Source organism: Acidobacteriota bacterium (genome assembly GCA_029861955.1).
Classification (GTDB): domain Bacteria; phylum Acidobacteriota; class Polarisedimenticolia; order Polarisedimenticolales; family Polarisedimenticolaceae; genus JAOTYK01.
Window position 1 is genome coordinate 1 of record JAOTYK010000033.1, and the last position, 24,316, is coordinate 24,316.

General features: G+C 63.3%; 20 protein-coding genes. 10 read left to right on the top strand and 10 right to left on the bottom strand.

The features are described from left to right. Nucleotides 1-106: 106 nt before the first annotated feature. The 5 genes from OES25_14175 to OES25_14195 are packed head-to-tail and all read right to left on the bottom strand — an operon-like array spanning nt 107 to nt 7,392. Nucleotides 107-2,716, bottom strand: a complete 2,610-nt coding sequence (locus OES25_14175; protein MDH3628790.1) for a hypothetical protein — start codon at nt 2,714-2,716, stop codon at nt 107-109. A gap of 5 nt (nt 2,717-2,721) precedes the next feature. Beyond that, a complete protein-coding gene (locus OES25_14180; GenBank protein ID MDH3628791.1) occupies nt 2,722-4,176 on the bottom strand; it encodes a glycosyltransferase in 1,455 nt (484 codons plus the stop codon). Then, complete coding sequence (locus tag OES25_14185) at nt 4,173-5,402, bottom strand: HEAT repeat domain-containing protein (protein ID MDH3628792.1); 1,230 nt, start codon at nt 5,400-5,402, stop codon at nt 4,173-4,175. The genes OES25_14180 and OES25_14185 overlap by 4 nt, the downstream gene beginning before the upstream one ends. Further along, a complete protein-coding gene (locus OES25_14190; protein ID MDH3628793.1) occupies nt 5,402-5,788 on the bottom strand; it encodes a response regulator in 387 nt (128 codons plus the stop codon). The genes OES25_14185 and OES25_14190 overlap by 1 nt, the downstream gene beginning before the upstream one ends. Next, nucleotides 5,785-7,392: a tetratricopeptide repeat protein gene (locus OES25_14195; GenBank protein MDH3628794.1), complete on the bottom strand. Its 1,608-nt coding sequence runs from the start codon at nt 7,390-7,392 to the stop codon at nt 5,785-5,787. The genes OES25_14190 and OES25_14195 overlap by 4 nt, the downstream gene beginning before the upstream one ends. Before the next feature lie 156 nt (nt 7,393-7,548). Between OES25_14195 and dprA the strand changes: the two genes are divergently transcribed. The 3 genes from dprA to OES25_14210 are packed head-to-tail and all read left to right on the top strand — an operon-like array spanning nt 7,549 to nt 11,531. After that, nucleotides 7,549-8,658, top strand: a complete 1,110-nt coding sequence (gene dprA / locus OES25_14200) for a DNA-processing protein DprA (protein ID MDH3628795.1) — start codon at nt 7,549-7,551, stop codon at nt 8,656-8,658. A gap of 3 nt (nt 8,659-8,661) precedes the next feature. Then, complete coding sequence (gene topA, locus OES25_14205) at nt 8,662-11,220, top strand: type I DNA topoisomerase (protein ID MDH3628796.1); 2,559 nt, start codon at nt 8,662-8,664, stop codon at nt 11,218-11,220. Continuing rightward, the gene (locus OES25_14210) at nt 11,217-11,531 is read left to right on the top strand and encodes a DUF971 domain-containing protein (protein ID MDH3628797.1); all 315 of its coding nucleotides are present in this window, start codon (nt 11,217-11,219) and stop codon (nt 11,529-11,531) included. Before topA ends, OES25_14210 begins: the two co-directional genes overlap by 4 nt. On the opposite strand, the gene OES25_14215 is transcribed toward OES25_14210, so the two are convergent. After that, the gene (locus tag OES25_14215) at nt 11,528-12,013 is read right to left on the bottom strand and encodes a UPF0158 family protein (protein MDH3628798.1); all 486 of its coding nucleotides are present in this window, start codon (nt 12,011-12,013) and stop codon (nt 11,528-11,530) included. The two genes, OES25_14210 and OES25_14215, sit on opposite strands and share 4 nt — an antisense overlap. A 149-nt stretch (nt 12,014-12,162) precedes the next feature. Here OES25_14215 and OES25_14220 point away from each other — a divergent pair, with 149 nt between their 5' ends. After that, nucleotides 12,163-12,843 (top strand): class I SAM-dependent methyltransferase, encoded by a 681-nt coding sequence (locus OES25_14220; GenBank protein MDH3628799.1) that lies wholly within the window; start codon nt 12,163-12,165, stop codon nt 12,841-12,843. On the opposite strand, the gene alr is transcribed toward OES25_14220, so the two are convergent. Beyond that, nucleotides 12,827-13,972: an alanine racemase gene (gene alr, locus OES25_14225; GenBank protein ID MDH3628800.1), complete on the bottom strand. Its 1,146-nt coding sequence runs from the start codon at nt 13,970-13,972 to the stop codon at nt 12,827-12,829. The genes OES25_14220 and alr overlap by 17 nt on opposite strands. A 106-nt stretch (nt 13,973-14,078) precedes the next feature. Here alr and OES25_14230 point away from each other — a divergent pair, with 106 nt between their 5' ends. Genes OES25_14230 through OES25_14245 form a run of 4 tightly spaced genes read left to right on the top strand, consistent with a single transcriptional unit; the run spans nt 14,079 to nt 18,070 of the window. Next, nucleotides 14,079-15,176 (top strand): DUF4097 domain-containing protein, encoded by a 1,098-nt coding sequence (locus OES25_14230; GenBank protein ID MDH3628801.1) that lies wholly within the window; start codon nt 14,079-14,081, stop codon nt 15,174-15,176. 42 nt (nt 15,177-15,218) lie between these two features. Next, on the top strand, nt 15,219-16,259 hold the full coding sequence (gene rfbB / locus OES25_14235) for a dTDP-glucose 4,6-dehydratase (GenBank protein MDH3628802.1): 1,041 nt from the start codon (nt 15,219-15,221) through the stop codon (nt 16,257-16,259). Next, nucleotides 16,256-17,125 (top strand): glucose-1-phosphate thymidylyltransferase RfbA, encoded by an 870-nt coding sequence (gene rfbA, locus OES25_14240; protein ID MDH3628803.1) that lies wholly within the window; start codon nt 16,256-16,258, stop codon nt 17,123-17,125. The genes rfbB and rfbA overlap by 4 nt, the downstream gene beginning before the upstream one ends. Then, nucleotides 17,126-18,070 carry an EamA family transporter gene (locus OES25_14245; protein ID MDH3628804.1) on the top strand — a complete coding sequence of 315 codons (945 nt, stop codon included), beginning with the start codon at nt 17,126-17,128 and terminating at the stop codon, nt 18,068-18,070. On the opposite strand, the gene OES25_14250 is transcribed toward OES25_14245, so the two are convergent. After that, nucleotides 17,994-18,488: a chemotaxis protein CheX gene (locus tag OES25_14250; protein MDH3628805.1), complete on the bottom strand. Its 495-nt coding sequence runs from the start codon at nt 18,486-18,488 to the stop codon at nt 17,994-17,996. The two genes, OES25_14245 and OES25_14250, sit on opposite strands and share 77 nt — an antisense overlap. A gap of 173 nt (nt 18,489-18,661) precedes the next feature. On the opposite strand from OES25_14250, the gene OES25_14255 reads away from it, so the two are divergent. Continuing rightward, entirely contained in the window at nt 18,662-20,023 is a 1,362-nt protein-coding gene (locus OES25_14255; GenBank protein ID MDH3628806.1) for an alkaline phosphatase family protein, read from the top strand. Between the two features lie 7 nt (nt 20,024-20,030). Here OES25_14255 and OES25_14260 read toward each other — a convergent pair whose 3' ends face one another. After that, on the bottom strand, nt 20,031-21,377 hold the full coding sequence (locus OES25_14260; protein ID MDH3628807.1) for a sulfatase: 1,347 nt from the start codon (nt 21,375-21,377) through the stop codon (nt 20,031-20,033). Nucleotides 21,378-21,455: 78 nt separating this feature from the next. Here OES25_14260 and OES25_14265 point away from each other — a divergent pair, with 78 nt between their 5' ends. Next, on the top strand, nt 21,456-23,372 hold the full coding sequence (locus OES25_14265; protein MDH3628808.1) for a hypothetical protein: 1,917 nt from the start codon (nt 21,456-21,458) through the stop codon (nt 23,370-23,372). A gap of 8 nt (nt 23,373-23,380) precedes the next feature. Here OES25_14265 and hemF read toward each other — a convergent pair whose 3' ends face one another. Next, a complete protein-coding gene (hemF, locus tag OES25_14270; GenBank protein ID MDH3628809.1) occupies nt 23,381-24,304 on the bottom strand; it encodes an oxygen-dependent coproporphyrinogen oxidase in 924 nt (307 codons plus the stop codon). Nucleotides 24,305-24,316: the final 12 nt, after the last annotated feature.

Consider the following 24,316-nt stretch of genomic DNA (forward strand, 5'->3'; position numbering starts at 1 on the left):
GCGACAGACTTCCCGGGACGCCTCCGCAGGAGCGTCGCCCCATCCGTACTCGGAGTCGCCTTCAGAACCGGACGCGCGAGCCCTGTTCTGTCGAGGCCAGCCGCAATTAACGATCCACGTTGGAATCGGTCGCCGTCCCGTTGAGGCCGGACCATCCGTCGCGGACGATCCCGAAACTCCGCTTGCGACGAAGATGGTAGGTCGGAGATTCCCAGCCGGGCCAGAGATAGGTCGGAAATCCCTTCAGCGTGGAGCCCCGGGCCGGGATCGCCGTGACCCGGCGGCGGCCCCGGGGCGAATTCTCCAGCCAGAGCAGTTGGAATCGAAAGCCGTCGGTCTCGACCGTATCGACCACATCATCCTGCCGGGTCGTCTCGTGAATGACACGGCGGGACGACGGGTCCGCGACGTTCAAGAGCCCCCACGGCAGTCGAAGCTCCAGGGTGGTTCCATCCGCCGACAGGAACCAATCGCTGAGGGAGTCGTACTGCTCGTCTTCCGCCCGGGTCGTTCCATGACGCAGCGGACTACGGCTGTACCCACGTGCGGGGTAGTAGGTCCCATCCCTTCCGTACCGATCGCGATTGGTGAAGACCGAGATCTCCACGAAGTCGCCGCGGTCGTTGTCCGTCGAACGATACGGTCGACGGTTCCTCTGGCTGAAGAGATCGTAGGGGCGATCCACAAGGATCCGTGCGTGATCACGGTCTTCGATCTGCACGAGGAACTCGAAACCGGGTGTCGTTTTGAGTCCCGCCGGATCCGGGAGTCGATGGGAACCTCGTTGCGCGTCGTAGGTGTCGATCGCGAGCCACAGTTCGGATCCTGGTTCGGCGAGCGAGCGGTCGGATTCGATCTCTACCAGCACGTAAAGAAAACCCTCGTCGCTGGTGATTCGCATGGCGAGACGATCGGACTTGCCTCCCTGCTGATGGATCGGAACGTGTTGCCAGTCCGTCGTCAAGCCGTCGAGCACGATGGTCGGTCCATCCCGACCCGGCCGTGCCGCGATCAACCCGAAGTTCTGTTCCGCGTCCAGTGCGTTGTGCCAGAGCCGATTTCGATCGACCGGAGACTCGTAGTTCATGACGATCCAGTTGCGCTTGAACCACTCATCCACCCACGCGAACAGGATGCCTCCGGCCAGACCCGCGTCGTGGATGTTCTTCATCAGCCGTAGATTCACCCGACCCTGGGCAACCTCGTCGTGTCCACCATGATGCTGACCCTCGGGCTGCAGGTGAGCGATTCCGCGAGATGAGGGCACGCCCAACTCCGCCACCAGGATGGGCTGGTTGCCGTGATGACGACGAAGCGCCTGGAGATAACCCAGGTAACGAGCCACGCCCTCGTCATCGCGAGCCTCTGCGTAGCCCGGGTCCAACAACATGAACTCCGGATAGTACGGATAGGCGTGATAAGAGGCGTAGGTCCCGGCACGATGCCGGCTCGTCGAAACGATTCGGGTCGCATCGACCTGACAGAGGTCGTTGTCATACTCCTTGATCTCGGCGTCGTCGGGCTCCCCCGCCCGCTTGCGGATGGCCAGCTCTTCCTCGACGGTCGCCTCGGTTGGGTGGATCAGCGGATCCAACGTCGGCCACGACGTAAACCCAACGGGGTGTTGGCTGCCGTAGTACTCACTCTCGTGTCGAGCGGCGGTCTCCAGGGTCGAGGCCAACCAGGCCTCGATCGGAGTCGCGGATCCGACCGTGGAGATGTAACGACCGCTAAACGTGTTTCGATCCGGGTAGCGTCGATCGAACGCGTCGACGGAGTAGGGCTCCCACTCCCGTCCGAGCAGCCAGGCCAGGACATCGCCCGAGACATCCACATCGTAGATCCCGTCTGCGTGCCCCGGACGCTCCGGCAACCGAAGGTTGCCGTGGATGGCATCGATCACCCGACGGATCTCGTCGCGGAAGGCCGTGTCGAACACGGGGTCGTGATAGTCGTGGGCCGGCGGCAGCTCTGTCCACACACCCTGTACAAGCCACAGTCGCTGGTTCGGATACTGTTGATTGTGATCCCGCAGGGCTCGGTAGAGGCTTGGCGGATGAAGTGTGTACAGGCGGACGACGTTGGCCCCCAGCACTCGCATCTCGTCAAACCACTGGCGATACAACGCCTCGTCGTCCGGGAACTCGGCGGGGTAGCGTCCGGGTAGCGCGGTCCCCAGATTGACACCGCGGACGAACAGACGTTCCCAGGCGCCCTGTCGGCGGACCTCGAAGTGAGCCTCCCCCGCACGAGCGACCACGTGAATCGAATCCGTCTCCGTCGCCGGACGGGGTCGGGATTCCTCGAGGACTCTTCCCTCAAGACGCGCCAGCCACGCGCCGAGCGTCGCGTCGTCCGGGGCCAGAGCCGCCGCACGGCGCCACGTCGTCCTCGCCGCCACGGGGTCGTCGAGCCGTTGCTGGGCCAGCCCCAAGCCCTTCAGCGCGTCGACATCGTCGGGACGACGGGTCGTCACCCACTCGAATGCCTCTTGCGCAGGTTGCGGGGCGCCGGACCTCAACGAGGCCCAACCAAGCAGTGCGTAGTAACCGACCTCCTCGGACCCGGCCGAGATCGCCGTCTCGAGGATCTGGATCGCCTCGTCCCAGCGATCGGCGCGGTAGGCCTTTAGGGCCGATGCGTACGGGTCGTCAGGTTCCGCGGAGTGCGCGACCCCCGCGCCGAAGAGGACGAGGATGAGCAGCAATCGTCGCATGGTCTCTATCCGGATGTTCGTTCGGAGGCGGTCGGTTCCTTGGGGTCTCGCCCGAAGCCCACGCGATCCATCCGACCCCAGCCTCGACGACGCCATAGTACATCCCAGAACGCTCGCACCTTGAACAACGACAGCATCTGCCGGTAGCCGAAGTTCTCGAGTATGCCGAATGCGATCAGCTTGGTGAGGTCCATCCAGCTTGGGTACCGCCGAAACGACATCTCCTCGAGGAGCACGGCGGCCACGGATAGAAAGATGCCATAGAGGATCGCCGCAGCGAGGAACAACAGGAAATACTCGATATTCAATAGCCCCAGGGCGTACGCAAGAATGACAACGATATAGCCGAGGATCTCGATAAACGGCCCCAACATCTCGAAGAACACCATGTGGGGAAACGCCAGCATGCCCAACCCCCCGTAACGAGGGTTGAAGGTCACGCCACGATTCTCCCAGAGCACCTGGATCAGGCCGCGATGCCACCGATTGCGCTGCCGACGGAGCACGGAGAGCGACGAGGGAACCTCGGTCCAGCAGACCGGGTCGGGAACGAACACGACTCGGTACTTTCTTTTCTTGCGCTTGAGGAATCGATGGAGCCGAACGACGAGATCGAGATCCTCCGTCTCGGTGTCTCGACTATAGCCGCCGATCTCGACGACCTCGTGCTTGCGATAGACACCAAAGGCACCGGAGATGATCAGGAGCGAGCGCAAGACGCTCCACCCCACCCTTCCGCTCAGGAAGGCACGCAGGTATTCCACGACCTGGAAGATCGGCAGCGGCTGCCCGGGAAGCGCGATGCGGGTCACGCGGCCGTCCTTGACGGTACAGCCGTTGACGATTCGCACGATGCCCCCGACGGCCACGGTCTCCTGGGGGTGCTCCATGAAAGGCTTGACGACCCTCAATAGCGCGTTGTCCTCGATCACCGAGTCGGCATCGACTGAACAGAACAACGGGTAGCGACAAATATTGATGCCCGCATTCAACGCGTCCGACTTTCCACCACGCACCTTGTCGACGACGATCAGCCGGTCATGGACCAACGATCCATAGACGCCGCGAATCTCCTCGGTAGGGATGCTCTTCTGATAGACCTTGTCCAACTTCGACAAGTCGAACGCCCGCAACAGTCGATCGAGAGTCCGGTCGTCGGAGCCGTCGTTGACGACGATGATCTCGAACTCGCTGTAGTTGACCATCATCAGCGAACGGACGGTCTCGACGATCGTCTTCTCTTCATCGTGGGCGGCGACCACGATGGAGATGGGCCACGTCATCTCCGACTGCATGATCTGCTGGTAGTCGGAGAAGAATGTTCGACGAACGAAAACAAAGACCGCGCGGAGCGAGAGGATGAACAACAGCAGATAGGTGCTGTTCAACGCAATGAAATAGATCAAGACGAAGAGGTTGAATCCGTAGATCAGATCGATGGCCAGCTGAGTCCAGTTCATGCGGACGCCTCCCCGGCCCCATGGGAGAGGATCGCCTTGAGCGCTTCACGAACCTTCTCTGTCGCGTGCTCGCTGGCGGCAACCTGGAGCCGGTCGGTCTGGCCCGCATCCACCAGGTGTTGGGCGAATCGCTTGGCCTTCGCGCGAACCTCGTCGTTGGGGTGGTTGAGTTCCGCGATACGGGCATCTACCACCCCGGACTCCTGCAGCATGAGGACGGCCTGGTGACGGGCGAAGCGATCGTCGTCGCCCAGCGCTTCCTCGAGAATCCGCAGACCCCTCTGACCGATCGAACGGAGCGCTCGCGCCGCATTGCTGCGAACCCACCACTCCTGATCCGCCAGCGCGCCTCTCAGCGCACCTAACGACTCTGCTGACTTGGTTCGACCCAGCGCCTTGGCCGCCATCGCGCGAACCGGCCACTCGTCGTCCTGCAGCGCGCGGGCTAGATCGGATGCAGTATGAGGATCCGCGATGCATCCCAGTGCGTGGCACGCACGTGCCCGGATGTCGGGGTGAGAATCGTCCAGGTGGCCGACAAGCCATGGCACGCTCTGCAGCGGTCGGATGCGACCCAGCACATCGAGTGCGGCGAGTTTTCCACTTGTCTCCAGCTCATCGAAACGTGATGTCAGCTCGTCGACCACTCTTCGGCCCATGCCCGTGAGAATGTCCGCGACGCGGATCGTCGACCAGCGATTGGGCTCATTGAGTGCGCCTATCAACACACGAATCGCGTCGCCTCCGCCAAGCACGCCAAGCCCCTTGGCCGCACGCATACGGACCTCCGGCGTCGCATCGTTCAGGGTACGGACCAGGCCCGCCGCGGCACGGGGAGACCCGGACTGGCCGAGCTTCTCGGCCGCCGCGGCTCGAGACCACCATCGTCGATGGTCCAGACGATCGAGCCAGCGGTCGATGGATCCCAGATCGTCAAGAGCCAGAGTCATGCGTTCTCTTTCGATCCCACGCACCTGCTGGATGTTGTCCAGCAGGACTCGCTCGAGTACTGGAACGTCCGACGCGGTTGCATCGGGAATGACATCGGAGATCGTCGACTGATCGCCATGAACGTATTGCAGGACCTGTGGCTCCAGCCGTTTGCGCCGGCGGCGATAGCGAAGTTCAAGCGTCTCGCGCCAGGCTTTACTGACAACGATCACGACCGTCAGCAGCAAGAAGGTCGCGGACGTTACGATGATTGCCCAGGCGAGGATCGTGTACATCAGCGTCCCCCCCCGATGCGGGCGAGGATCTTCTGAATGCGAACGACGAGTTCACGCGCGTGGAACGGTTTGACGATGTAGTCCTCGGCCCCGGCTTCCAGGCCGGCGACGATGTCCTCCTCCCGGTCCTTCATCGAAAGAACGACGATCGGGATGTCTCGCAGGGTCGCGTTGGACTTCGCTCGCCTCAACAGATCGAACCCGTCGAGGTATGGCATGACCACATCCGTGACCACGAGGTCGGGACGCCACGACTCCATCTGGGTCCATGCCGATTCGCCGTCCTCCGCTTCGCGAACCTCGAACGATTCGCGGGTCAGCAGCGTCACGACGAATCGCCGGGTGACCGGGTCGTCCTCGGCGACGAGGATCCTACGCGGCGTCATGGTCGGACTCCGCGCCAGACCCAGCGAAGACCGTAAAGCCGGCTTTCGAAGCCGCCGGCGTTCTGGGCGGCGTAGTCGCCCCAGTCCCCGTAGAACTCAAACGCGTTTGCTCGACCGATGGGAATACCCAGGAGATAGTCGACACGCTGGGAGACGTCGTTCGTCGTCTTGACACCGCTGCGCTCGAACGACTGCAGGCCGATGGCCAGTCCCAGTTCGTAGTAGCAGTCTTTCCGTCCGAACGTGTCTCGCAGCCGGATATTTGCCCCGTGGGCGAAGAATCCCTCGGGGTCGAAGTATCCGTTGTCGAGGTCCAGGGAGTAGTCAAAATAACGGGCGGTGTAACCGAGTTCGAGTCGAACGGCTGAAGTCGGCACCCGGAACGTGACGGAGGCCAGAGCGTTGTCACGTTTGTTGCCGTCAGACACGTCACTGGTCCCGACTTCGAGGGCCAGTCGCCATCGATCGTTGAGTTGCCCGCGTGTTGAGGCCGTGTAGTCGTCGAAGAGGATCCGATTGTCGGTGATCGTCGGCGAGTAGCGCACCGCGCTACGTCGCGCACGCAACTGGAACTGCCAGCGCCGATTGGTTCCCCACAGGTGAGAGAGCTCACCGACGAACTCGCTGTCCTGCTCTCCCGTCGTCGACTCCAGACGATCGACACCCGCGTGGAGGGTCAATTCACTTCCACGCCCGGTGACCTGGGTGAGGGCGGCCCAGATCGCATCGATCGCGGCCTCTCCCGTCGGGTCCTGCATATCGAATCGCGCCGCGCCAACGACCAGGCCGGTTCCGCCCGCAACGCGCCAACCCGCGCGAACGCCGAACCGATCCAGCGTGTTGTCGTCGGTGTCACTAAGCTGATCCACCCACACCCTGACGACGGGTGCTCGGGCGTCGTCGACCTGACGAGCCAGCTTCAGAACCTCGCGGTCGTCGGGGTGACGGGCCTCGAGTTCACGGGTGCGTCGTGTCGCGCGACCGATCCCCCCGGACCAGAGATCCAGGTACGCCCGGCCGATCTCGGCATCGCGGTTGTCCGGATCGAGCGCCAGGGCTCGCTCGTACCAGGTTCGCGCGATCCGATGACGACCCTCCCACGCGAAGCAGCTACCGGTCCCGACGAGGGCGTCGACGTCTCCTTCGTCGCGTGAGAGGAGATTGGCGTAGTGGCTACGCGCACGATCGTAGGAACCGTCCCAGGACAGCGTACGTGCGAGTCCAAGCTCGACTTCGCGATCGTCCGGTGAACGTGCGAGCAATGATTCGAAGGACTCGATCGATTCCTGGTGTCGACCGTCCCACGCGAGAACCGTGGCGCGGCCGAGGGCTGCGTCGCGGCTATCGGGCCAGCGTGAAACGACCTGATCGTAGCGGGCGATGGAGCGATCGAGGTCGCCCTGCCACGAGTGGAGCCTGGCGGCCATCAGCCAGACCTGAAGATCCTGGCTCCCCGCGGCGATGGCGCGTTCGTAGAGATCGAGGGCCCGGGCGTGATCTCCACCACGGTACGCCGCATCGGCCTCCTCATGAGGTCCGGCAAGAAGAACCGTGACAGCGAGCGCGCAGGCGATCGCGACACCAATCTGTGTCAAACGTCTCACTGGACCCCGACCTGCCATTGCCCCCCGGCAGATGGCCTGGGGTCAATATAGGTTCCGGATGATCATAATCAACGGATGCGAAACCCGATGCTGCGACCCTGGGGTTGCCCCTCGACCCGGACGCCGGCAGGCTGAGGAGGCCTCCGGGAGCCGAAGATGTCCCTCGATCCTGCGGTCTGGGTTGCGCTGGCGTTGTTGCCGGAGGTGGGCCCGCTCCGTTTCTCGCGGCTGATGGAGGCGGGATACCCAGCCGACGCGATCCCGGATCTCCCGGCCGCTCGCGTGGGGGTCGGAAAGCGGGCTGCCGCCTACGACCACGCACGGCGGAGTGTCCGGCGTCGGGCCGCACACGAACTCCGTCATGCCCGGCGTCTCGGGATCCAGATCATTCCGAGAGACTCCCCTCGCTACCCGACACTCTTGAAGGAGATCCACGACCCACCCTTCGTGCTGTGGGTGCGGGGAGAGCTTCCCGTCGTGGGGCCGCGAGTCGCCGTCGTCGGCTCCCGGACACCGACGGCGTATGGTCGACGTGTGGCGGTCGCGCTGGCGGAACGACTCAGCGAGCGAGAGATCGAGACGGTCTCCGGCGGAGCCCGCGGTATCGACGGGTTGGCCCATCAGACGGCCGTGGAGTCCGGTGGCCGGACGGTCGCCGTCACCGGTGCGGGCCTCCTGCGGCCCTACCCGCCGGAGCACGCTCCGCTTTTCGATCGGATCGCCGATCGTGGCGCGATCGTTAGTGAGTTCCCCCTGGAGCAGGAGCCCTCCGCCGGCCATTTCCCACGACGGAATCGACTGATCAGTGGCCTATGTTCCGTGGTGGTGGTGGTCGAGGCCGCGGTTCGCTCGGGCTCGCTGACCACCGCGACCCACGCCCTCGATCAGGGGCGAGAGGTCCTGGCGATTCCGGGCCCGATCACGTCGGCAAAATCCGCCGGATGCCACCGCCTGATCCGGGACGGCGCCGCCCTGGTCGAAAGTCTGGAGGACGTCGTGGAGGCGTTTCCCATGGCCGGACGGCCCCTAAAACGTTGCAATACAAACACTTATCCCGATCCCGCCCTGGACGGCCTCTCCACCGATGAGAAATCCGTGCTAGGAATACTCGACGACGTGGAGCCGTTCCATGTCGATCAGATCGCCGACCGGGTGCCATTTGGCGTGGCAAGACTGCAGGCAGCCCTGATGGGCTTGCAGTTTCGCGCCGCGGTTGATGAACCGGCACCTGGGTATTATCTTTCCCGGCCTCGGAGGGACAGCTAACCGATGGGTATCTCACTCGTCATCGTTGAGTCACCGGCTAAGGCCAAGACTATCAACAAGTTCCTGGGCAAGGGCTTCATCGTCCGTGCCTCGATGGGGCACGTTCGCGACCTTCCCAAGCGAGAGCTGGGCGTCGACGAAGAGACCTTCGAGCCGACTTACACGGCGCTCCCCGACAAGAAAAAGACCCTGGTAGACCTGAGAAAGGAAGCCCGCAAGGCGTCGGCGATCTACCTCGCCGCTGACCCGGATCGCGAAGGCGAGGCGATCTGCTGGCACCTCCAGGCCGAGCTGGCCAAGTCGACCGACGCGAAGTTCCACCGGGTCCTTTTCAACGAGATCACCAAACGGGCGATCCTGCAGGCGTTCGAGGAGCCCCTCGAAATCGATGTGGACAAGGTCGAGGCCCAGCAGGCCCGTCGCATCCTCGACCGACTCGTCGGATACAAGATCAGTCCGCTGCTGTGGGACAAGGTCCGCCGCGGCCTGTCTGCCGGTCGCGTGCAGAGTGTGGCACTTCGGATCATCTGCGAACGCGAACGGCAGATCCTGGCGTTCAAGTCGGACGAGTACTGGTCCCTGAACGCCGGACTGAGCGCCGACGCCCCGCCGCCCTTCCGCGCCAAACTCCTCATGAAGGACGGCAAGAAGGTCGAGATCGACTCTCACAAGGGGATGGGAACGGTGCTCGGCGACCTGGGCTGGAACGTCCAGGAGGTCACCCCGGTCGAGGACGGCCCCAAGGATGCGGTCGAACTGAAGATCGAGCGGACGGCCGACAGCACGCCCTTCAAGGTGGTCTCGGTCCAGGCCCGCGAGAAGAAGAAGCATCCCCTACCCCCCTTCATCACATCGAAACTCCAACAAGATGCGTCCCGCCGTCTGGGCTTCCCGGTCCAGAAAGCGATGCGCGTGGCGCAGGGGCTCTACGAGGGTCGAGAGATCGGCGACCGCGGGACGGTCGGCCTGATCACCTACATGCGAACCGACTCGACGCGAGTCTCCGACGAGGCGATCGCCGACGTCCGTGAGTTCATCCACAAGCAGTACGGCAAAGAGGCCGCTCCGGAAAAACCCCGGGCCTACAAGGTCGCAAAGCAAGCCCAGGAAGCGCACGAGGCGATCCGCCCGACGTCGATGGAGCTGACACCCGATGTGGTCAAACCGTTTGTCGGTCGCGACGAGTGGCGCCTCTACACCCTGATCTGGAACCGATTCGTCGCCTCGCAGATGGAGTCCGCCGTCTTCGATGTCACCCGCGCCGATATCGAGGCAGGGTCCTACACGTTCCGCGCCAACGGTCAGGTCCTCAAGTCTTCGGGATTCCTCGCGGTCTACTCCGAGGCCAAGGGCGAAGACGAGAAGAAGAAAGAAAAGGAAGACGGCGAGGGAGACGAGTCCACCGACCGTCGCCTGCCGGCCCTCGTCGAGGGACAGGAGCTGGATCTGGCGGAGTTGCTACCCAAACAGCACTTCACCCAGCCCCCGCCGCGCTTCTCCGAAGCGACCCTGGTCAAGGAGCTCGAAGAGAACGGGATCGGTCGTCCTTCGACCTACGCCCAGATCCTCAGCACGATCATGGATCGGAGCTACGTGGACAAGGATGGCCGCCGATTCCGTCCGACCGAACTCGGGCTGCTCGTGAACGACCTGATGGTTCACTCGTTCGGTCAGTTGATCGATGTCGGTTACACGGCCCGGATGGAAGAAGAGCTGGATCGCATCGAGGAGGGCGACCTCAACTGGATCGAGGCGCTGAAGGAGTTTTCCGTCAGCTTCGAGAAGGACCTCGAGACGGCCCGCGTTGAGATGCGGAACGTCAAGGCCGAGGCGATCCCGACCGATCACAAGTGCGACAAATGTGGTGAAATGATGGTGATGAAGTGGGGCCGATTCGGTCACTTCCTCGCCTGCTCCGCGTATCCCGAGTGCAAGAACACGAGAGACCTGGGCGACTCAACCGACGCCGGTGCCGACGATCGTGCATCGATGCCGGCCGCCGCCAAGGCGGCCCGGGCACTTCAAGAACCTAATCCCATCGAGACCGAAGCGGAACCCTGCGAGAACTGCGGTCAGGCGATGGTGTTGCGACGTGGACGCTTCGGACAGTTCCTCGCGTGCTCCGGTTATCCCGACTGCAAGACCACCCGCAAGATCATGGTCGGCAAGGACGGCAAGGCCGAGGCCAAGGCCGATGTGCTTCTGGACGAATCCTGCCCACGATGTGACGCCAAGTTGGCGGTCAAACAGGGACGGTTCGGCGAATTCACCGCCTGTTCGACCTACCCCAAGTGTCGCTACGTGAAGATGAAAGAGACCGACATCGACTGCCCGGAGTGTGGCAAGGCGAAGGTTGTCGAGCGTCGTAGCAAGCGTGGCAAGTTGTTCTACGGCTGTGGCGCATACCCCGATTGCAGCTTCGTGACGTGGAAAAAGCCGATCGACAAGGCGTGCCCTGATTGTGAGAGCCCGTTCCTCGTCGAGAAAATCACGAAGAAACATGGCCGGCAGCTGATGTGTGACGCGGAGAACTGCGACTACATCGAAACGACCGAGGCGTGAAGCCGACACGTATTACCCCCTTCCCCAATGGTGAGATCGGAATCGTCTGGGACGACGATCACGAGACCTACCTATCGAACCACCGACTACGCTGCGCGTGCCCCTGCGCTGTCTGCGTGGACGAGATGAGCGGGAGGAAGATCCTCGACGACTCGCGGGTGGCCGCGGATATCGCCGCGATGGCCATCCACGCCGTCGGCCAGTACGGGATCGGAATCCGTTGGAGTGACGGCCACGATACCGGGATCTACACCTATCGTACGCTTCGCGAGATGTGTGAGTGTGAGGCCTGTCGCGGGGAGGGCGGCTAGGTCGACCGCCAGGGCGGCGGCTCGATGGGCGTCACGCCCTTCTTCACAAGCCAGCGTTCGATCGCATCGCGACCACGCTCGGCACGGAACAGGAACCAGGCGTCCCGCGTCTCGGTATGTTCGTTGAGGACTCGCTTCAATTCCGCCGGCGCGTCGTCGGCCTCCAGGGCCTCTTTCAATAACTTCCGGTCGCCGGCATCGGCATCCTCGGCTTCGTTGATGAATCGGATCATCCACCGCAGCTTCGTGTCGACGGCCAGGCAGTGGATTCGCGGACGCAGCGTCGAGTCGTCGAGCGGCTTGGAGAACACGGCATGCGCATCGAAGTGGGCGTCATCCTGATCGGATTCGCTGTCCTCGCCTTCGCCTTCCAGAGTGACGTAACCGGTCACCAGGTCAAGACAATAGACGAGTTCTTCGTTCTGATTATTGAAGGCGATCTCGAGTTCGCCCCAATCGACCTTGATGGGTTTGTGTTTCATCGCTCTATTGAAGTCCACATGGTCCCGGTGGACCCAAATGAATTCTGCGTCCGACGGGGCCAAAAAAGCAAGCGAGAGTTGATCAGAAGCGTCGAGATCCTTGCTCCAGCCCCATGCCGGTGACAGAATCGCGGCCGGAGGGTCTTCCCATGGCCGGATTCGACGATATGTACCAGGAGGGTGGCGCCGTCACCTGGCAGGCCGGCAAGGAGGACGTGGTTCGCCAGGTCGTCGAACTCCTGATGGGCCTGGACAAGGCGTCGAGGGTTCTCTACTTCGGGTGTGGCACCGGCTGGACCTCCGAGATCCTCACGGCCAGCGGAGCCCGCTATCTGGGGATCGACCCATCCGCCGAGGGCCTCGCGGTCGCTCAACGACGTCACGGCAACGATTCACGGATCCGCTTCCATCAGCTCCGGATGGACGAGGCATTGACCGATGCACTGCGGGGGGCGACGTTCACGCATATCTTCGCCCTCGACGCGCTCTACTTCGTGCCCGATGTCGAGGGGACGTTGCGCGCGCTCCACGGCGCATTGGAACCCGGCGGCACGCTGACCACGATCTCGCACCTCTATCGTGAGAGCCGCGTAGCCGACAGCCTGATCGACGCCATCACACACGACTACGAGTACCCGCAGTTCCTCTCCGGCGTGCAGTGGAATACGCTCCTCGGACGGAATGGCTACAACGACATCCGTCGTTATCGCTTCTACGATCACCGTCCGTTCGATCCGGCGAAGTTTCTCGGTCATCCGCCGGAGACTATTCGTCTGGCCCGTCAACTCTACGAGCGCGAAGGCGCCCTGGTCATCACGGCAAGTCGTTGACGACGACACGCGGAAGCGAACTGTGAATTCCGGTCAAGAATTCGTAGGGAATCGTCCCACTCCACTCGGATAGCTGCTCGACCGTAATCCGATCGTCCCCCTGACGACCGAGCAGGACGACCTCATCATCGGTCGATAGAGCGGGGATATCACTGACATCGACCATCGACATGTTCATGCAGATGCGGCCACGTAACGGCGCCCGGCGCCCGGCGATGAGCACATGAGCCACGCCGGAGAGCGACCGACGGTACCCCTCGTGGTAGCCGATGGGCAGCACGGCGATGCGGGATGCCCGCGTCGTTCGATAGGTACAGCCGTAGCCGACGAACTCGCCCTCCGGCACATCACGGATCTGAGCGATGCGCGTCTTCCAACTCATGACCGGGTGGAGCTCGATCTCCGTCTCGAACAGCTCTCGACAGGAAACCAGCGTCTCGCGGGACGGCCAGACGCCGTACATGCCGATGCCCACACGGGCGAGTTCCAGATGGGTACTCTCCAGGAGGAGCGCGGCGGCGCTGCAAGCGGTGTGACGAATGGGCGCGGCGAGGTCCGCGTCTCTCAGCTGAGCATCGATGGACCGGTAGGTCTCCAACTGTCGCAGAGCGTAACCGTGATCGGTCGTGTCCTCGATGTTGGCAAAGTGTGACGAGAGGCCTTCGAGGCGAACACCCTGTAGGTCTCGTATCCGCGTGGCGATCGCGACGACTTCTGAGGCCGGGATCCCCTGTCGATGGGTCCCGGTCTCCACTTTTAGATGGATCGGAACCGTCTGACCGTCGGCGGCTGCGACCTCCGCCAACCGCTCGATCGGTGCTAGGTCATAGAGCACGGGCCGCAGGTCGTTTCGGACCAGATCCCGGAGCCGGTCTCCGGGCGTGTACCCCATCACGAGGATCGGAACCTGGTGGCCCTCGGCCCGCAGGGCCAGACCCTCGTCGACGTGATTGACGCAAAGCCAATCGGCCCCGAACCGCGTCGCCAGCGCCGCCACCGGAGCGGCACCGTGCCCGTAAGCGTTGGATTTCACGACGGCCCCGAGCAAGGGTCCGCTGCCCAGCCGCTCGCGAAAAACACCGAGATTGTGTCGTAAAGCGGCGGCGTCGATCTCTACCCAGTTCAGCATTCCTGGATTATGCCCGACCCGAGGACGATCTGAAAAAATGATGCAACCAACGATCGATGGCGGGCGTTAGTAAGGTGGGTGGCCCCGTGTCGGGCCGAGAGGAGCCATGATGCCGAAGTTCTCAAGAATCGTATCCGTCCTGACTTTCGCTACCGTCGCCTGCCTGTTGGCCTGCACGATAGCCGCAGCCGACTACAGCGAGTCCTTTTCGTTCTCCGGAGATCGCTTGACCGTGGCCAACCTCATCGGAGGCGTGGTGGTCAAGGGTGGTGGCGATACGTTCGAGGTGAAGGTCCGTGTTCGAGGCTCCGATGCCAGCACGGGAATCGTCACGTTCGATGAGGAATCCGACGCTCTGTCGATCGTCTTCCCTACCGACAAACACAAACGCTACGTCTACCCCGAGATGGAGAGCAATCGCACGTCGATGTCCTTCAATACGAGTTCCGACCGGGGCATCCTCAGCTCGCTGATCAGTGCGATCTCGGGAAGCGACAAGATCCAGGTCAGCCGCTCGGGTTCCGGCCTGCAGGTCTGGGCCGATCTCGAGATCACCGTACCCGAGGGTCGATCCCTCGTGATCGAAAACGGGGTTGGCTCCATCGCGGCCAACAACGTGACCGGCGACCTCATTCTCGACGGCAGCTCCGGAAGCGTCACGGCGATCGCCATCGATGGCGACCTGGGCGTCGATACCGGCAGCGGTGACGTTCTCGTGGAGAAGATCCACGGCAAACTATCGGTCGACACCGGGAGCGGGGATGTCGAGGGGTTCGACCTTCGCGTCTCTCGGGTACTCGTCGATACCGGAAGTGGCGATGTCCAACTCAATCAGGTCGAGACCGATGCGTTGGATATCGATACCGGGAGCGGCGACGTGATCGCGCTCGACGTGGTCGCGGAGAACGCCAGCATCGACACCGGCAGCGGCGACGTGAAACTCAGTCTCGTCGAAATGGGCGATGGCAAGTTCGTGGTCGACACCGGTAGTGGACGAATCGCCCTCCTCGTGCCGGATAACATGTCGGCCACCGTGAATGCCGATACCGGCTCCGGCGGTATCGACTACAACCTCACCGGCGACGTCGACGTACGGCACAAGGAGCGCAACGAGTTGCGCCTCGTAGTCGGCGGCGGATCGGCGCGGGTTGATCTGGATACCGGTAGCGGCGGCATCTCGTTGCGAAACATCAGCGGCTCCTGACCCGTTCGCGGCGCATCGGGTCGATCCTGTAGGATGGACCCGATGCGCAACCTCCTCGTCACCGGCGCCGCCGGCTTCATCGGCTCCAATTTCGTGCGCGCCGCGCTCGGCGTCGCGGAGCGCGTGATTGCCCTCGACGCCCTGACCTACGCGGGCTGCCGCGAGAACCTCGAAGCGGCCGAGACCCTCACGTTCGTCGAGGGCGATATCGGCGATGGCGATCTGGTCGCCCGTTTGCTTCGGGAGCATCAGCCCGACGCCGTCGTCAACCTGGCGGCGGAGACCCATGTCGATCGCTCGATCGACTCTCCACGACCGTTCGTCGATACCAACGTCGTCGGAACGACGGTACTGCTCAACGAGGTGCGTCGATACCTGGCAAAACGTAAGTCCTCGGATCGCTTCAGGTTCCTCCACGTCTCCACCGACGAGGTGTTCGGATCGCTCGGCGCGGAGGGTCTGTTCTCGGAGACGACTCCGTACGCCCCAAACTCGCCCTACGCGGCATCGAAGGCTGCGGCAGACCACCTCGTTCGAGCGTTCCATCGAACCTACGACCTTCCGATCCTGATCACCAACTGCTCGAATAACTACGGGCCTTATCAGTTTCCGGAGAAGCTTATTCCGTTGATGATTCTCAACGCTCTGGATGGCCAGCCTCTCCCCATCTACGGGGACGGGAAGAACGTTCGCGATTGGTTATTTGTTGCGGACCACTGCGATGCGATCCTGACCGTCCTGGAGCGCGGTCGCGTCGGCGAGAGCTACAACATCGGTGGTGGAAACGAGCACACCAACGTGGAGATCGTCGATGCGATCTGCGATCGACTCGAGGAACGGCTGCCGACGGCAACGAGCTACAAAGACCTCAAGACCTTCGTAGCCGATCGACCGGGGCACGATCGACGCTATGCGATCGATGCAAGGAAGATTCACGACGAGTTGGGGTGGAGCGCCCGGCACAAGTTTTCAGACGCCATCGCCAAGACCGTGGACTGGTATGTCGATCATCGAGATTGGTGTCGGACGATCCAGGAGCGCGCGCGTTACGGACGCGAGCGTCTCGGACGGAGGGACGGATGAAGGGCATCATCCTGGCCGGTGGCAGTGGATCCCGGCTCTACCCGTTGACGATCGCGGTCAGCAAGCAGCTGATCCCGATCTACAACAAGCCGATGATCTACTACCCGCTCTCGACGCTGATGCTGGCGGGGATCCGCGAGATTCTGATCATCTCCACGCCCGAAGACCGCGAAATATTCGAGCGCTTGCTCGGCGACGGGTCGCAACTCGGCCTCTCGCTTCATTACGCCGTGCAACCGCATCCCGGCGGGCTGGCACAGGCGTTCCTGATCGGCCGCGACTTCATCGCGGACCAGCGTGTCGCGCTGGCGCTCGGCGACAACGTGTTCTTCGGACACGGGCTCCCGGATGTCCTGGCGCAAGCGTCGCAACGGACGACGGGAGCCACCGTATTTGCCTACCGGGTGCGGGACCCTACCCGCTATGGCGTCGTCAACCTGGATGACGACGGTCGGGCGACCGCCATCGAAGAAAAGCCCGCGGCACCCACATCGAACTACGCAGTCACCGGCCTCTACTTCTACGACAACTCCGTCGTGAAGATCGCCGAGGGTCTCCGCCCCTCTCCGCGGGGCGAACTCGAGATCACCGACGTCAACCGTGCTTACCTCGAACGGAAACAGCTCCACGCCGAGGTTCTGGGGCGCGGCTACGCCTGGCTGGACACAGGCACCTATGCTTCGCTGATGCAGGCCTCCAACTACATTCAAGCACTGGAGGAGCGCCAGGGCCTGATGGTGGCGTGCGTCGAGGAGGTCGCATTCAATATGGGCTTCATCGACGAGGCGATGCTGCAGGAAGCGATTCGCCGCGCGGGCCGCAACCCCTACGCAGATTATCTGGAGAGAGTTCTGCGGGGAGACTAGATGTCTTCCGCACGCGCCCTGCGGCTGGCCGTCTTCGCCGCACTCTGTCTTATCTGGGGAACGACCTGGTCGGTCATTCGTGTCGGGCTGGAGGGGATCCCTCCGTTCGCCGGGGTGGCGATCCGCTTTTTCATCGCTGGGGTCCTGCTGGCGTTTCTCGCCAGATTGCTCGGCGTCCGCATGGGTCGGCTCCCCAACGAACGAACCCTCTGGATCGTCAATGGGGTTCTATCGTTCTGCGTCTCCTACGGGGTGGTCTACTGGGGCGAGCAATGGGTTCCGTCGGGTCTTGCCGCGGTCCTGTTCGCAACCTACCCGTTATTTGTGTCGATCCTCGGCCACTTCCTGCTTCCCGACGAGCGTCTGGGTTGGGCGGACGGGGTCGGCGCGTTGGTCGGGTTCACGGGCGTCGCGGTTCTCTATAGCGCGGACTTCGACCAACTCGGGGGCACTCGCGTGCGGGAGGCGTCGTTCGTCATGCTTCTGGCACCCCTCGCGTCCGCGATCGCCAGTGTCGCGATCAAGCGTTGGGGAAAAGGGATCCATGCCCTTTCACTCACGGCACCGCCGATGATCCTGGCGGGCGTGATCATGGGAGTCGTTTCGGCCAGCAGCGAGGATCTCGCGTTGATCCGACTGGACCGCACATCCGTGCTGGCGCTGCTCTACCTGACGATCGCGGGCTCCGCGGTCACGTTCACGCTGTACTACTGGCTGCTATCTCGAATGCAGGCGCGTCGGGTCGCGCTGGTGGCGTTCATCGTTCCGGTCATCGCCGTCTTGATCGGAACGCTACTTGGTGAACCGTTTACCATCGAAGTGGTCGTCGGTTCGCTTCTTGTGGTGAGTGGTGTGGCGGTTGCGGGCTTCAGGTCTGCGTTGACGCCGAAGGTTCCGAGGCCGCCGCAGCGGTCGTCTGGCTCGACTCCAGGATCGCGATCCTGATCGGCAGCCCCTCGGAGAAAAGGTGCAGGTTGCAGCGCTCTTCCATGGCACAGACGGGCGACGTGGCGTCGTCGTGTCGAAGCGGCTTCGGCGCCGAGACCTTACCCGGATCGAAAAACTGTTTCTGGATTCCCTTGCCGACGATGCGGGTCAACTCTTCGACCGCGTCTTGCATCTCGTCTTCCGGGATGGTTTCGGAATCGGTTTCGAAGAGCATCGCGGCGGCGTGACGGGCGATCTGTGCTGGACACTCAAGGATGATCGCTCCGCGAAAGTCGCCTGAGACCTTCACGTAGCTTGCGAACGCTGCCTGTTCACCGTCCGAACCCGATTCCTCGTTCGGCATCAGGCCCAGACCGAGCGTCGTCTTCCAGAGCTCACGACAGCTGTCGAGGATCTGATCGTCTTGCAGCTGCATGGCAACCCCTCTTCCCATGTCATCGGCAAACGTAATTCAAGGCCCCTGACGCGAAACCTTATCCTGTCCGCGCCTCCATCTCAACCACTTAAGAGACGGCAGGAGGGCCATCGGGAGGCGGCATTGTATCCTTGCCGGGCGATTCTTGCAGCGCCCGTTTTTGGGAGACCCGGATGCGCCTCGAACCAGCGACGGGATCGGTGTCGGCGGGATCGCTCTTTCCCGGGCTCTCGCGGTGGGCCGCATGGGCTCTCCTCGTGCTTTCGTCGCTCTTCCTGGGCGGCTGCGAGGCCACCGATGACCCGGAATCCTCGCCTCCGCAGGTGGCCATCATCGGCTGGGATGGGGCGACCTGGGCCGTGATGGAGCCGCTACTGCGGGCGGGCCAGCTTCCCAACGTCCAGGCGCTTCTCGATCGAGGCGGCCGTGGCGTGCTGCTGGCGGAACCACCCCTGCGGTCCCCTGCTCTCTGGACCACCCTCGCCACCGGCTTCCCACCGGCGGATCACGGGATCCACGACTTCCAACTCCCGGACCCCCAGACCGGTCTCCCGATCCTGGCAGCGACGATCCACCGGCAGCGTGCCCCTCTCTGGACCATCGCTTCCCGTCACGAACGGGAAGTCGGGATGGTCGGTTGGTGGACCACCTGGCCCGCCGAGCCGGTGCACGGCTGGCTCGTCAGCGACCACCTCGCCGACAACCGCTGGGATCACTGGGCGAAGCGACCCGATCGCGAGAGTTACCAGTTGACGTTTCCACCGGAGCTCGCGGAATCGTTACGACCCCAGGCGGTTACCGCCCAGGATGTCACTCCCGAGACCCTGGCCCACCTGGCAGCGTTCGACCAGCGCGAACGAACCGAGATGATGCTGGCCACACGCCCCGTGATCTTCCACGGCCCCAGCGTCCTTCGTCACGGCTATGCCACCGACGCCAGCAATGCTCGGTTTGCCGTCGAGCTTCTCGATCGCAACGGGCAGCCGGACCTGTTTGCGACGGTGTTCATCCTCAGTGACGTCGTGGGACATGTCTTCTGGCATCATCTGGAGCCCGAACAACTTCGAGGCCCCAACCCGGCCGGTGATCGGCTGGCAGAGACGATCCCCAATATCTATCGACAGCTCGACACATGGACCGGGGAGCTGCTGTCACGCCTCTCGCCCGAGACGTTGGTGCTGTTGATCTCGGATCACGGAATGCGCGGGACGGGTTTCCTTCCGCGACCGGGCCAGAACCCGTCCGGCGATCATCAGCCCGAGGGGATCCTGATCGCCGCGGGTCCCGGTGTCCCGGCCGGGGCCGATCTTGGCGAGATCCGGCAGCTTGATTTCGCGCCGACGGTCCTGGCCGCTCTGGACCTACCGGTGGCCGAGGATATGCCGGGACGGGTCGTACGGGGACTCCTCGGCGATCGAACGATCCGGAGTGTGGAGACCCACGGGGACGGGCGCGCCCACTTCGATGTACTGGAGACATCCCCCGCCGAGGAGCGCTACGAGGACCGTCTTCGTTCCCTCGGCTACATCCAGTAAAGACCGGCTATAGGTACCCCAGCGACTTCAGGCGCGCTCGTTGTTCATCCGTCATCTCGCTCGGTGCCTGAACACGAGGACGCGGAATCGCGTCGAGCCGTTCCTGCAGCCCCGGCATGGCCGGGTCGACGGACCCGGACTGGAACTCCCCGGGATCGTCGGCGGCGTAGAACGACGTGTCACCGGTCGAACGACGCATCATCAACGTGCCGGCATCGGTTCGGATCGAATACAGATCGCCACTCCAGAGACTTCCCTCGGCGATCGCCTCTGCCGCCGACCCCTGACCCAGGACAAACCCCGGCAACGTCGAATCGAGTCCGGCGAAACTCAGCACGGTCGGAGCGATCTCGAGTTGACGCACCCTCTCCGGAGCAACCGTCCCCCCGGGGTCTCCCGGCCGCTTGACGATCAGAGGCACGCGGAGCAGCTCGCGATGATGGCTGTGGCCATGCTCGAACCCACCGTGATCCCAGAACTCCTCTCCGTGATCGGCCACGACAACGACGAGTGCGTCGTCCCAGCGGCCACGGGCCTCGAGCTCGGACCTCAGACGGCCGAACTGGGCATCGGTGTAGGCCAACTCGCCGTCGTAGCGAGCGACCAGCGCCTTGCGCTCTCGCTCGTCGAGACGGATCTGACCTCCACGAACTCCGAACACCTGCCCGGCCGAGCCGAAGCCCGGCGGCACCCGGCGACCCAGGCCGCCTCCGAACTGCCCGTCGTAGGGCGCGGGCGGGTCGTAGCTCAGGTGGGGATCGAAGTAGTGAACGACCAGGAATGCGGGATCCGAGCCGATCTCGTCGATCCAGTCGATCGCCGCGGTCGTCGTCTCCTCGGCCGATCGTTGCCCGACGTTGCTGGCATCGCTGGTGGCGAAGTCGTATCGATCGAAGCCGCGATCGAGCGAGGACAGCTCGGGGCTACACCAGATGACGTTGATGAACGCCCCTGTCCGGTAACCGGTCACTTGCAGACGCTCCGCCAGCGTCGGAATGTCATCACGGATGGGGAAGGTCGCCCCCTCGTGGCGCCCGGCACCATGCTGATACGGAGGCTCGCCGGTCAGGATCGTCGCGACGGCCGGCAGGGTCCACGGAGCCTGTGACCAGGCGTTCGAATAGCGGGTTCCGTCCCCTGCGAGCCGGTCTAGATTGGGGGTCGTTATCTCCGAATAGCCATAGGACGACAGGTGGTCGGCGCGGGTCGTGTCCAGGATCACCAACAGCACATCGCCGGGGGGGGCTGGCGGAGCGGTCGGAGACGCTCCTCCGCTACACGCGACCGCCAGCAGCAGCACCCACAGTCCTGCGCCCATGGCGGCTCGGCTCCGGAATCTGCGACCGTTTCTCATCCAAATTCCCTCGACCCCAGGATACGCGAACCGACGTTAGCGGACATCCGACCGGTCCTGTGGTTAGAATGCGAAGCGATGACTGCCCCCGACCCGAGACGTCTCCTGGTTTCCTGCGGGGTCGTTCTCTGTCTCCTGGGGGCCTGGGTTCCTTCGCTTGGGCAGGGATCCCGTGCCACCGTCTCCCTCAAGGTGACGCTTCTTGGCGAGCCCCTCCTCGAGCCGACACGATGCAAGTTCTACATCTACGAGCCTGAGAAACGGGAACAGTACCTTGGCTGGGGACACCCCGAGAAGACGGTACGGGTCGAGGCTGGAACCTACGACATCGTCGTGCACTACAAGAACGATCTGGTGATCGGCCGACGGACCTTCAAGAAGGTCAACGTCGCAGGCAAGTACGTGGTGAAGGTCGATTTCAAGTTGGCCGAGGCAGAGCTTCAGTTGGACATCACCCGTGGGGGTGAACCCGCGCCACGATTTGCCGCGCAGTATCAGATCCATGAGGCAGGCAAACGGGGTAAGCCGCTGACCACCCGTCGCCCCGGCACCACGGTCGTACTGGAGCCCGGCTACTACGACATCGAGGTGAAACTGCGGGACGGGCGTGGCCTGAAGTCCACGTGGCTCGAGAACTACCTGATCGAGAATCGGACGAGCGATGCGATCGAGATGGGACTTCCGCCGACACGGTTGACCCTGGAGATCGTCGAGAACGGTCGACAGCGGGAGGACTCGGGGGTCAGATTCGCCGTGTTCCGCACGGGTGAATCTCGTCGTCCGTTTCGTGAGGGTCGGTCCGGTGAGCCGCTCGGCCTCCCGGAAGGTCGCTACGACATCGCGCTCTACGATCGGCAATCCAGTAGACGAGACCCGGTCCGCTGGATTCGCGACCTGGTCGTGCGCGGCGAGACCCGCCGCGAGGTCGAGCTGAGACCCCAGGCCGCCACACGATTGACGATCAACATCAAGAACGGCGGCCAGAGTCTCGATCGGGGTTGGTTCCACGTCTATCGGGTCGGGGATCGACGTCGTCCGATCCAGGTGGCGGGCAGCGGTGAGACGATCGAGATCGAAGAGGGCGTCTACGACATCGCCGGTTTCGTCCACGAACAGGGGCTCGTCGGTGAGCGGTGGCTCCCGGGTCGACGGGTCGCTGGACCGACCGATGTGAACCTGGATCTCCTCCTGGAACCCGCCAGCTTGCAGGTCGATCCGAGCGCGTCGTCTTCGACCAAGCCCAGAACCAGACGCCGGGAAGTGCTGGTCCTCCTGGACAGTTCTTCGGCCATGGGTGAATCGCTCGGAAACGCATCGCGGCTTCGCGCCGTCCGCCAGGAACTGATCGATGCGCTCGAAATTCTCGAGAAAGACGACGTGAAGCTGGGTTTGCGGGCCTTCGGAATCGCTCCCGAGTCGCAACGGAATTGCCGTGACTCCGCGAGGCTGCTGCCGACGAAGCCGATCGATTTGCGCCGCCTATCGCGAAGCCTCGATCTGCTTCGCCCGGGGGGGTACTCCCCCATCGCCGACACGCTTCGCCGCGTGGAGGACGACGCCAACAAGGACGCGTACACGATTGTCGTGCTGGTGACCGGCAGCTATGAAAACTGCGGTGGAGATCCTTGCGCCGCCGCTGCGCGACTCCTGTATCAGGGCATCGCCAATGAGATTCACGTCGTCGGGGTCGGTCTCGATAAGACACGAACCTCAAACCTGATCTGCGTCGGTCCGCTTCACACCGTCGATGGTCGACGTCGCCTCCGAACCGAGTTGCGGCGCGTGGCACGTGCCATTCAGGTCGGTAGCGCTGACAGCGTCTCCGTCTTCCGGCCCGGGGGTGGTGAGTGGATCGTTACCGCCCCTCTGGGTCAACCGATCACCATGGCGGCGGGGCGTTATGACCTGCAGATCCGGAGCGGTGGCAAGAACTTCCGTTGGAGCGATGTGGAGATTAAAGACCGGCTCGTTGTCCGCGCCGGCGAGCAGCCCTGACGTCCGCGCTAGCGTTCGATCCAATCGCGCGGGTGCTTCAGCACATCGACCAACTGGGCTTCCGGACTGCCGGCCTCGGGCTGATAGTTGTAACGCCAGTTCGCCGTCGGCGGTAGGGACATCAGAATCGCCTCGGTCCGCCCACCGGTCTCGAGACCGAACAACGTGCCGCGATCGTGGACCAGATTGAACTCGACGTAGCGCCCGCGTCGCAGAAGTTGCCATTCCCGATGATGCTCGCTCCAGGCCTCGTCGCGACGTCGCTCGACGATCGGTAGGTAGGACGGAAGAAACGCGCGGCCGACACCCTGAACGAACTCGAACACCTTCTCCAGGTCCTGCTCGAGGTAGTCGAAGAAGATCCCGCCGATCCCACGAGCCTCGTCGCGGTGTGGGCTCCGGAAGTAGCCATCGCACTCGGACTTGAAGCGCGCGTAGGCGTCATCCCGGTAGTCGTCACATGCCGTCGCAAGTGTCTCGTGAAAATGCCGTGCATCCTCGGCGTACAGGTAATACGGCGTCAGGTCGGCACCCCCACCGAACCAGCGACGGGCCACACCGTCCTGCCAACCCTCTTCCGCCGCAATCTCCAGATAGCGGACGTTCATGTGGACGGTCGGGATCTGAGGGCTCCGGGGATGCAGGACCAGGGAGACCCCCGTGGCGAAGAACGGCCCCGGCGACACCTTCAGATGGGCGGCGATCCTGGAGGAGAGCCTCCCCTCGACCGCCGAGAGGTTGACGCCACCCTTCTCGAAGACGGCGCCGTCCTCGATCACGCAGGTCAGGCCTCCGCCACCATCGAATTGGGGCGTCTCCGACGCGCTCCAGCGGTCACGACGAAACCGTGCCTGGCCGTCGGCGCCTTCCAGCCCGACAACGATCGACTCCTGAAGCTTCGAGAAGAACTGCTCGACGATCTTGCGATCCACCGCGATCCCCCG

Coding starts and splice junctions, on each gene's coding strand:
- OES25_14220 (MDH3628799.1), top strand. CDS start 12,163: ATGGCCGGATTCGACGATATGTACCAGGAGGGTGGCGCCGTCACCTGG.
- OES25_14265 (MDH3628808.1), top strand. CDS start 21,456: ATGACTGCCCCCGACCCGAGACGTCTCCTGGTTTCCTGCGGGGTCGTT.
- OES25_14185 (MDH3628792.1), bottom strand. CDS start 5,402: ATGTACACGATCCTCGCCTGGGCAATCATCGTAACGTCCGCGACCTTC.
- OES25_14260 (MDH3628807.1), bottom strand. CDS start 21,377: ATGAGAAACGGTCGCAGATTCCGGAGCCGAGCCGCCATGGGCGCAGGA.
- OES25_14230 (MDH3628801.1), top strand. CDS start 14,079: ATGATGCCGAAGTTCTCAAGAATCGTATCCGTCCTGACTTTCGCTACC.
- rfbA (MDH3628803.1), top strand. CDS start 16,256: ATGAAGGGCATCATCCTGGCCGGTGGCAGTGGATCCCGGCTCTACCCG.
- dprA (MDH3628795.1), top strand. CDS start 7,549: ATGTCCCTCGATCCTGCGGTCTGGGTTGCGCTGGCGTTGTTGCCGGAG.
- OES25_14250 (MDH3628805.1), bottom strand. CDS start 18,488: ATGCAGCTGCAAGACGATCAGATCCTCGACAGCTGTCGTGAGCTCTGG.
- rfbB (MDH3628802.1), top strand. CDS start 15,219: ATGCGCAACCTCCTCGTCACCGGCGCCGCCGGCTTCATCGGCTCCAAT.
- topA (MDH3628796.1), top strand. CDS start 8,662: ATGGGTATCTCACTCGTCATCGTTGAGTCACCGGCTAAGGCCAAGACT.
- OES25_14175 (MDH3628790.1), bottom strand. CDS start 2,716: ATGCGACGATTGCTGCTCATCCTCGTCCTCTTCGGCGCGGGGGTCGCG.
- OES25_14245 (MDH3628804.1), top strand. CDS start 17,126: ATGTCTTCCGCACGCGCCCTGCGGCTGGCCGTCTTCGCCGCACTCTGT.
- OES25_14215 (MDH3628798.1), bottom strand. CDS start 12,013: ATGAAACACAAACCCATCAAGGTCGATTGGGGCGAACTCGAGATCGCC.
- alr (MDH3628800.1), bottom strand. CDS start 13,972: ATGCTGAACTGGGTAGAGATCGACGCCGCCGCTTTACGACACAATCTC.
- OES25_14255 (MDH3628806.1), top strand. CDS start 18,662: ATGCGCCTCGAACCAGCGACGGGATCGGTGTCGGCGGGATCGCTCTTT.
- OES25_14180 (MDH3628791.1), bottom strand. CDS start 4,176: ATGAACTGGACTCAGCTGGCCATCGATCTGATCTACGGATTCAACCTC.
- OES25_14190 (MDH3628793.1), bottom strand. CDS start 5,788: ATGACGCCGCGTAGGATCCTCGTCGCCGAGGACGACCCGGTCACCCGG.